This window comes from Allocoleopsis sp., assembly GCF_036703385.1.
Lineage (GTDB): Bacteria > Cyanobacteriota > Cyanobacteriia > Cyanobacteriales > Coleofasciculaceae > Allocoleopsis.
In genome coordinates this window covers 1-8,556 of record NZ_DATNPA010000234.1, presented here as the reverse complement: position 1 = coordinate 8,556, position 8,556 = coordinate 1, and the positions used below count along the sequence as shown (strand labels likewise).

6 protein-coding genes and 2 pseudogenes are annotated in these 8,556 nt (G+C 48.4%); 4 read left to right on the top strand and 4 right to left on the bottom strand.

What is annotated here, in order from left to right; all coding sequences use genetic code 11:
• A pseudogene (locus V6C93_RS11465) lies at positions 1 to 616 on the bottom strand (phosphoketolase); the annotation flags it as partial.
• A 248-nt stretch (positions 617 to 864) separates the two neighbouring features.
• Here V6C93_RS11465 and V6C93_RS11460 point away from each other — a divergent pair.
• Both V6C93_RS11460 and V6C93_RS11455 read left to right on the top strand, forming a co-directional pair.
• Entirely contained in the window at positions 865 to 2,247 is a 1,383-nt protein-coding gene (locus V6C93_RS11460; protein ID WP_333476790.1) for a cytochrome P450, read from the top strand.
• 200 nt (positions 2,248 to 2,447) lie between these two features.
• Positions 2,448 to 3,851, top strand: coding sequence for a cytochrome P450 (locus V6C93_RS11455; RefSeq protein ID WP_333476789.1), 1,404 nt, complete (start codon positions 2,448 to 2,450; stop codon positions 3,849 to 3,851).
• Positions 3,852 to 4,042: 191 nt separating this feature from the next.
• Here the strand turns inward: V6C93_RS11455 and V6C93_RS11450 are convergent, their stop codons facing one another.
• Positions 4,043 to 4,462 (bottom strand): anti-sigma regulatory factor, encoded by a 420-nt coding sequence (locus V6C93_RS11450; protein WP_333476788.1) that lies wholly within the window; start codon positions 4,460 to 4,462, stop codon positions 4,043 to 4,045.
• Between the two features lie 237 nt (positions 4,463 to 4,699).
• On the opposite strand from V6C93_RS11450, the gene V6C93_RS11445 reads away from it, so the two are divergent.
• Entirely contained in the window at positions 4,700 to 5,839 is a 1,140-nt protein-coding gene (locus V6C93_RS11445; protein WP_333476787.1) for a PP2C family protein-serine/threonine phosphatase, read from the top strand.
• A gap of 30 nt (positions 5,840 to 5,869) precedes the next feature.
• Here the strand turns inward: V6C93_RS11445 and V6C93_RS11440 are convergent, their stop codons facing one another.
• Positions 5,870 to 6,196, bottom strand: coding sequence for an STAS domain-containing protein (locus tag V6C93_RS11440; RefSeq protein WP_333476786.1), 327 nt, complete (start codon positions 6,194 to 6,196; stop codon positions 5,870 to 5,872).
• A gap of 431 nt (positions 6,197 to 6,627) precedes the next feature.
• Here V6C93_RS11440 and crtO point away from each other — a divergent pair, with 431 nt between their 5' ends.
• The gene (gene crtO, locus V6C93_RS11435) at positions 6,628 to 8,322 is read left to right on the top strand and encodes a beta-carotene ketolase CrtO (protein WP_333476785.1); all 1,695 of its coding nucleotides are present in this window, start codon (positions 6,628 to 6,630) and stop codon (positions 8,320 to 8,322) included.
• Between the two features lie 46 nt (positions 8,323 to 8,368).
• Here the strand turns inward: crtO and V6C93_RS11430 are convergent.
• Positions 8,369 to 8,556, bottom strand: a pseudogene (locus tag V6C93_RS11430) (RNA-guided endonuclease TnpB family protein); the annotation flags it as partial.

The window sequence follows — 8,556 nt, the reverse complement described above, 5'->3', positions numbered from 1 at the left end:
AGTTCGTCACGTCGGGATAAGCGGTATGGAAATGCGCCATACTGCTCATCGGGTAGGGTTCGCCCATCCCCCCATCGCCGAGGGTGAAAGGGAACAGCTTGTCCCGGTGGAGGAGTGCCGCCGCCATTGCAAAGTGTTGCCCTTGTCCCAACGGGCCAGCCGGTGCGAGAATACCGGGAATGTAACCGGATAAGTGACCTAAAAGTCCGTGTTTTTCCCGGAAGCGATCGCGCAATTGCTGCACGGTATAAATTCCCATGTCCTCTAACGAGCGATCGAGGAACATGGCGCTGTAGAAACCTGGAGCATGATGTCCGACTTCTGTCAAGATGTTTTTATGGCCTAGCATGACTAGAGCCGCATAGGCTTCCGCTTGACTGGCAAACCCCCCAGGATGTCCAGAAGCTTTACTCCCCGTAACTTGCAAGGTTAGGTAACGCAGGGCGTCAGCCGTTAGCATTGTTTGAAAGACAGCCTTTGGGTCATTGGGGTTAGCGATCGCCTTTTGTCCATGTGCGATCGCAGGTTCCTTGCCTAGATTGTCAAATCCCGGCAACGCTTCACCAAAATACTGAATCCCCTTTTGAAAGCTAGGGGCTTGAGTGGCAACGGTCATAATGTCAGATCCCTCTTCAAACAACTGCGTCCCTGTAACGGGTTGGCCTTAATAGGTAGATCGTACAATCTGGTATGTCGAGAGAGGGGGCTTTCAACAGCGTCAGCTTGGGAATTTCAAGCCATCAAATATCTTATTGATGGGATAGAGATTTCTAAATCGCCTTCTGCTGCAATGCCTCTATCACTTTCTACGATTCACTAAACTGGTCATTGTTCACCGTTGAAACCAAGGCTGATTCACTCTTTATGAAATTACCTGATGGTCCAAAAACGCCACCCACTTGGCAGCTCATCCAATGGATTACTGACCCCCTTGGCTTGCTGGATGAGTGTGTTCAATGCTACGGGGATACCTTTACGCTACACCTGAGTAAGTCTGTACCCTTTGTGTTTTTCAGTAATCCGCAAGCTATTCAAGAGATTTTTACTGCCGATACCAAGCAGTTTGATGCCGGTCGAGCCAACCGGATTTTAAGACCTTTGGTAGGGGATAACTCCATATTGATGCTAGATGGCGATCGCCACCAACGGCAGCGGCGTCTCTTGATGCCTCCCTTTCATGGAGAACGGATGCGAACCTATGGACAGGTGATTTGTGAGATTACCGAGCAAGTTACGAGTCAGTGGACAAAGGGCACGCCGTTTACTGCCCGTGCTGTTATGCAAGAAATTACCCTCCAAGTCATCTTGCAAGTTGTATTTGGTCTGCGGGAGGGGTCGCGTTATCAACAATTGAAGCCACTCCTTGCCTCACTCCTGGATATGACCGGCTCTCCGTTGCGTTCCAGCATGTTGTTCTTTGAAGGTCTGCAAAAGGATTGGGGGGCTTGGAGTCCTTGGGGACGGATGTTGCGGCGTAAGCAAGTTTTTGACGACCTGCTTTATGCGGAGATTGCTGAACGTCGTCAGCAGCTGAATCCTGATGCTACGGACATTCTTACTTTACTGCTGTTGGCTCGTGATGGTCAGGGAGAGGGAATGACGGATGTGGAATTACGTGATGAGTTGATGACGCTGTTGATAGCGGGTCACGAAACGACGGCGACAGCTCTTGCTTGGGCATTGTACTGGATTCACAAGCTACCCTCAGTGCGTGAACGGTTGCTCGGTGAGCTGGAGACTCTAGGAGATAGCTCCGATCCAATGGCAATTTATCGGTTACCCTATTTAACCGCCGTTTGTCAAGAGACAGTGCGGATTTACCCGATTGTCCCGATCGCCGTCCCACGAGTGACCAAATCACCTGTCCAGATTATGGGCTACCAGTTTGAGCCAGAAACATCACTTGCTCCTTGTCTGTATTTAACGCATCAACGAGAAGACCTCTATCCAGAGCCTAAACAATTTAAGCCAGAGCGCTTTTTGGAACGGCAATATTCCCCTTATGAATATTTCCCATTTGGCGGAGGAACCCGGCTTTGTGTTGGCTTTGCTTTAGCTCAGTTTGAGATGAAGCTGGTTTTAGCCATGATCCTTTCTAACTATGAACTGGCACTAGGTGAGCAACGACCCGTGAAACCTGCCCGTCGTGGTGTGACAATTGCACCCTCTGACGGCGTCAAAATGGTTGTGACGAGTCAGCGTCAGCCTAAAAAGCATTTGCCCCAAGCTGTCGCGAGTTCGGTGTGAACCCGTACAGTTCAATGACTTCCTTGCAACTCTAAGATTACCGCCCATCAAATGACTTAAACCAAGGATTTTGCAGGGAAATACAATGGTATTCTTCCAGGGAAAGAGTACTTCTTGGTGGCAATGCGACTGGCGCATACCAACTTCACTTGTGACACTTTTTGTTCAGCTCTATCCTTCACACAGTCTCACGCAGTCTGATGAACTTACCTGATGGTCCGCAGACACCGTCTTTGTTACAGACGGTTCAATTAATTGCTCAACCGACTCAATTTTTGGATAACTGTCGAGAACGCTATGGAGACATCTTCACCACACGAGTACTCGGTTTAAATTCTCCGCCTGTGGTCTTTTTCGGCAATCCTGATGCAATTCAAGAGATTTTTTCGCTGCCCTCGTCAAAGTTAGACTTCCGCAAGGCAACCCATGTCTTTGAACCTTTGATGGGAGAGCAATCTATCGTTTTACAGGAAGGGCACAGCCATAATCGCCTGCGTCAACTCATGATACCGCCGTTTCATGGCGATCGCATGAGAGGTTACGGTCAACTCATTTGTGAAATCACCGAAAAAGCCATAGCCGACTGGACAACGGGTACCACCGTTTCCATCCAGAACGTTATGCCAGAGATTACCCTCCAGATTATCCTGCGGGTTGTGTTTGGTATTGAACCGGGCCCCCGTTACCAACAGCTCGAAAAACGCCTGAGTTCGCTCTTAGACGACATTACCGCTCCCTTGTACTCCAGTCTGTTTTTCTTCCCTCCCCTACAACGTGATTTAGGGGCCTGGAGTCCTTGGGGGTACTTTCTCAGACGCCGCGCTGCCATTGACGCCCTAATCTATGACGAGATTAAAGAACGCCGGGAACAAGCTGATGTGTTTCGTACAGATATCCTCTCAATGCTAATTTCAGCACGGGATGAGAATGGTCAACCGATGAGCGATGTTGAGCTGCGCGATCAACTCGTTTCACTGCTGCTCCTCGGTTACGAGACTACCGCAGCTGTCCTCACTTGGGCATTTTACTGGATTCACTCCTGTGCCCCGGTATGCGAAACCCTGCGAAGGGAACTCGGCGACTCAGGGGATAACCTCAAGCCAGAGGCAATTGCTCAATTGCCTTATCTGACAGCCGTCTGCGCCGAAACCCTGCGAGTCAATCCCATTGCTTTGATTTGTACACCTCGAAGAGCCTTGGAACCTGTGCAAGTAGCAGGCTACCATTTTGATACAGGTACAATCCTGGTTCCTTGTATTTATCTCGCTCATCGCCGTCCAGAAGTCTTTCCGGATGCCCAGCTGTTCAAACCCGATCGCTTCCTCCACCAAAAGTTTTCGCCTTTTGAGTATCTCCCCTTTGGCGGCGGCGCTCGTGGCTGTATTGGAATGGCCTTTTCTATGTTTGAAATGAAACTAGTGCTAGCAACGATTCTGTCCCATTATCAGCTTGCGCTGGTCGATCCACGTCCTGTACGACCAGTACGTCGCGGCATTACTCTTGTCCCTTCTGGAGGGGTTCCGGTTGTTGTCGCACGCCATCCAACAATTCAGCCATTTCAGTCTGTTCCAGTGAGGGATTATAAACTCACGAAGAAAAATTAACGGGGTCAATAAACAACTTGAAAAAAGTATGAAGTATAAATTTTTGGCATCAGCTGAACTTTGTTGCGATTTAAAGAAAGCCCCTTCCGCGCGACTAAATCTAGTTCAGCCTGAGCCGCGTTTCTTCTTTCGGTACCAAGGCTTGGCCCAAGAGCCAGACAGCCTTAAGGAAAGCCACTGTTTGGGGTTTCCTAATAATTTTTTACGAGCAATAAACAGTTGCGGTTGTCATTGGTACGTGTATAACTGAGCTGGTCTGCGATTTGATTTAAGATCGCTAGCCCACGCCCACCGCCAGCGCCAGCATCCATCCTATGCTCGTGAGTCTGGAGCCACTGTTCTAAATCAAACGGGGGCCCCTGATCCCAGATTCGCATTTCTAAGTGTTGGGGCAATAGAGTAACTTCTAGGTCAATGGAGACATCTGTCGGTAGACCTTTGTGAGCATGACGGACGGCGTTGGTGAACCCTTCGGCTAGGGCTAATTGGCACTGTAACCAAACTTTTTTGGGGATAGAAGGTTGATTAAGTTGCTCAAACCACGACAAAACCTCTTCTAACACCTTCAGGTCACTCTTTACTTGCTTGCTAGATTGGTGGAAGTCTTTCAATTGCTCAAAGCCCTTTACATCAACGACACTAAAGCATGGTTGTCAAGATGCCGATACGCCCTGTTGAAAAATCTAGTCTAGCCTGGATTTAACCCATGCTCTACCATTGATTAACTTGCTGTGCAGTTTTATCTCGCTTTCTCATTAGACTACACTCGAACTGAATCTAGTAACTATCCATGTTCTCAACCTGTGCATCTGCATTCTCGTAAGCATGACTTGTAGTACCTCGATGCCATGAACCAAATTCTGATTATTGATGACGATCCGGCTATTCAAATCTTGCTGAAACGGACACTGCACAACCAAGGTTACGAGGTTTCAGTTGCCAGTAACGGTGAAGATGGTCTAGTACAGGCACGCAAGATACGTCCGGGACTCGTCCTTTGTGACTGGAATATGCCCCGAATGAACGGGCTACAGGTCTGTCGCCAAGTCAAGGCAACACCAGAACTTTCAACGACGATATTTGTCCTGCTAACATCTAGAAATGCTCTTGAGGATCGTGTTGAAGGGCTGGATGCTGGCGCGGATGACTTTTTGACCAAGCCAGTGGAAATGGCTGAATTGAAGGCACGAGTGCGGGCTGGTTTGAGGTTGCATGAAGCCAACCGAGATTTGCAGCACCAGAAACAGCTGCTGGAGGCGGAATTAGCAGAAGCCGCTGAATACGTGAGTTCAATCCTTCCCGACCGATTGACGGAGCCACCCGTAACCATCGATTCTCGATTCATTCCTTCTCGGCAACTAGGCGGTGATGGCTTTGATTACTATTGGCTCGATTCAGAGCATTTAGCTCTGTATCTCTTGGATGCCTCGGGACATGGCTTACGGGCTGCTTTACCAACTCTTCAAGTGTTGAATCTTCTGCGATCGCGGGCGCTGCCTAAAATTAATTACTATCAACCCAGCGATGTTTTACGAGGACTGAACGAAACCTTCCAGATGACTCAGAAGAATGATAAATACTTTACCATCTGGTACGCGGTCTATAACCGGGTCAAGCGTCAACTGGTTTACTCCAGTGCAGGGCACCCACCTGCCCTATTGCTTTCTGGAAGGTCAGATTCGTTCATCCATGTAAAAAGCCTGAAGACTCCCAGCTTACCCGCTGGCATGTTCCCTGATACCGATTATGTTGATGAATGCTGTGAAATCGTCGAACCCAGCACCCTGTATATTTTCAGCGATGGGATCTACGAGATTAACCAATCAGACGGCACCATCTGGGGACTGGATTCGTTTATCAAGCTTCTGAAAGACTGTAGGAGTAACAATACTCGTGAGTTAGATCAGATCTTGGAGGCTATTAAAGCCGTGAATCCCAAAGACTACTTTGATGATGATTTGTCTTTACTGGAAATCAACTTCGATTAAAACGCTCCTAAGGCAAGAGCTTTTCTTGCCTTAGTGGGTAGAAAGAACAGCGTTCTCAAATTCTTCTCGATTTGCAAAGATTTCAAAGACGCGATCCATGCTCGTTAGTTCAAATAACATTTTTATTTGTTCGTTGACTGAACAAATATAGAGCTTGCCCCCAGCCGCTCGAACTGTTTTCAGCGCCAAGACTAGCGCCCCTAAACCTGAGCTATCCATGAAGGTAACATCTTGGAAATCAACCAACACGATATCGACACCAGAATCCACCAGGTTAGCAATCTCTTGACGAAACTGACCGGCTTTGGTGCCGTCTAAAATACCAGAGGGTTGAACAACTTTAACTACAGGATTCATAGGCTATTAAAGACTTGTTAGTTACACGAAGATCCAGACTTTGCCAGTATAGCTGTGGCAACGACTTTCAGCCAGACTCTACAGATCGATCAAGATCGATTAAAGAGTAAGGAGCAGGGACACCTATAATCATTATCTGCTCTAATAGAGCGAAGCGCTAGATAAGCGCCTCCTCTTACGTTTGCTGAGTTCTCTCGCGCTTATAGTGCGTCGTCTACGTTATACGCTCAGAGGTTGCGCCCATCACACCACGCCGTGATGCGATCGCAGAGCATCTTTCTCCTCCAAAAGCACGATAAATTGAGCCTCCCAGTCTATTTCACCTTCCTTAGGACTACCCTGCAATATCCTTCCCGTGGTAGACTAGAAAGTCTTTTCATTTCTTTACAATCAGTGAGATATTAGGTTCCTCACTTTGTAGAGCGTTATTCATGCAATCTTACGATGTCGTTATAATCGGCGCAGGTCACAATGGACTGGTCTGTGCTGCCTACCTGTTAAAAGCAGGTTATAGTGTGTTGCTGCTAGAAAAGCGGTCTGTTCCTGGTGGAGCTGCAACCACAGAAGAAGTGTTGCCAGAGGAAGCGCCGGGTTTTAAGTTCAACCTCTGCGCTATTGATCACGAATTTATTCACCTAGGCCCCGTGGTCGAAGAATTAGAACTGACCAAATACGGGTTGGAATATCTGTTCTGTGACCCTGTTGTCTTTTGCCCTCATCCCGATGGGAAATACTTTTTGGGTCACAAGTCAGTGGAGAAGACTTGTGCTGAGATTGCCCGATATAGCGATCGCGATGCTAAAAAATATGCTGAATTTATCGACTACTGGCAGCGCGTCACCAAAGCAATCACTCCCATGTTCAATGCGCCACCTAAGTCGATTATTGATATTGCAGGTAACTATGGTGCACAAAATATCAAAGATCTGCTGTCAGTAATCGGTGGCGTTGATAAAGCACTGGACTTGGTTCGTAATATGCTAACCAGCCCAGAAGATCTCCTCAACGAGTGGTTTGATTCCGAGTTCCTCAAAGCTCCACTGGCAAGACTCGCCTCAGAATTAGGAGCGCCTCCTTCCCAAAAAACCCTTGCCATTGGGGCGATGATGATGTCATTACGTCATAACCCTGGTATGGCCAGACCCCGTGGCGGGACAGGCGCACTGGTCAAAGCCTTACTAAACCTGGTTAAGAGTCAAGGTGGCGTTGTCTTGTGTGACCAGCACGTTGAGCAAGTTTTAGTTGATGACGGTCGTGCTGTAGGTGTCAGAGTGGGTGGAGGCAAAGAGTACCGCGCGAACAAGGGTGTGATTTCCAATATTGACGCCCGACGATTGTTCCTGCAAATGGTTGATCCGGCTGATAGCCACTCAGCCGATCCCAACCTACGAGATCGCTTGGAGCGGCGTATTGTCAATAACAATGAAACCATTCTTAAGATTGACTGTGCCCTGTCGGAAGTGCCACGCTTTGAAAGATTTGACCATAAAGACGAGTACTTGATTGGCTCAGTACTGATTGCTGACTCTGTGGCTCATGTAGAAGAAGCCCACTCCCTGGCAACGATGGGAATTATTCCAGACTCTAATCCCTCAATGTATTTGGATGTCCCAACCGTATTAGACCCGTCAATGGCTCCCGAAGGCAAGCATACGTTATGGATTGAGTTCTTTGCTCCTTACCAGATTGCTGGCGCTGAAGGGACAGGTTTGAAGGGTACAGGTTGGACGGATGAACTGAAAAACAAAGTGGCTGACCGCGTAATTGATAAGTTGGCAGATTATGCGCCGAATATCAAAGATGCAATCATAGCTCGTCGTGTGGAAAGCCCAGCAGAATTAGGAGAGCGGTTGGGGGCATATAAGGGCAACTACTACCATGTGGACATGACCCTTGATCAGATGGTTTTCTTCCGTCCCTTACCGGAAATTGCTAACTACAAGACGCCGATTGAAGATTTATATCTCACAGGTGCTGGGACTCATCCAGGCGGTTCGATCTCTGGGATGCCGGGACGTAACTGTGCCCGTGTATTCCTGAATACTCAGCAGCCCATTGCCCAAAAGCTGAAAGATGCCAGTAATACTGTTAAATCAGCAGTAGAGTCTGTATTCAAGATTACGTGACATCCTCCCGACGCTGACCTTACGGTACAGCGCGGGCTTCCAATCCTCACGAATTGGCATTTCTGGTTCTTCTGCCTCCCTTGCGGGAGTCAAGTTTCGCCTCTGACCTAGACTGATTTTTGCCAGTCCCCGGCAGACCGACTGCAACAGGCTCCTTCGATTCGCCAGAGTCCCTGGCTACTAATTGTTCCAGACCGCGTTGTCGCACTACTTCAGCAGCAGCGTGGTCTCGAT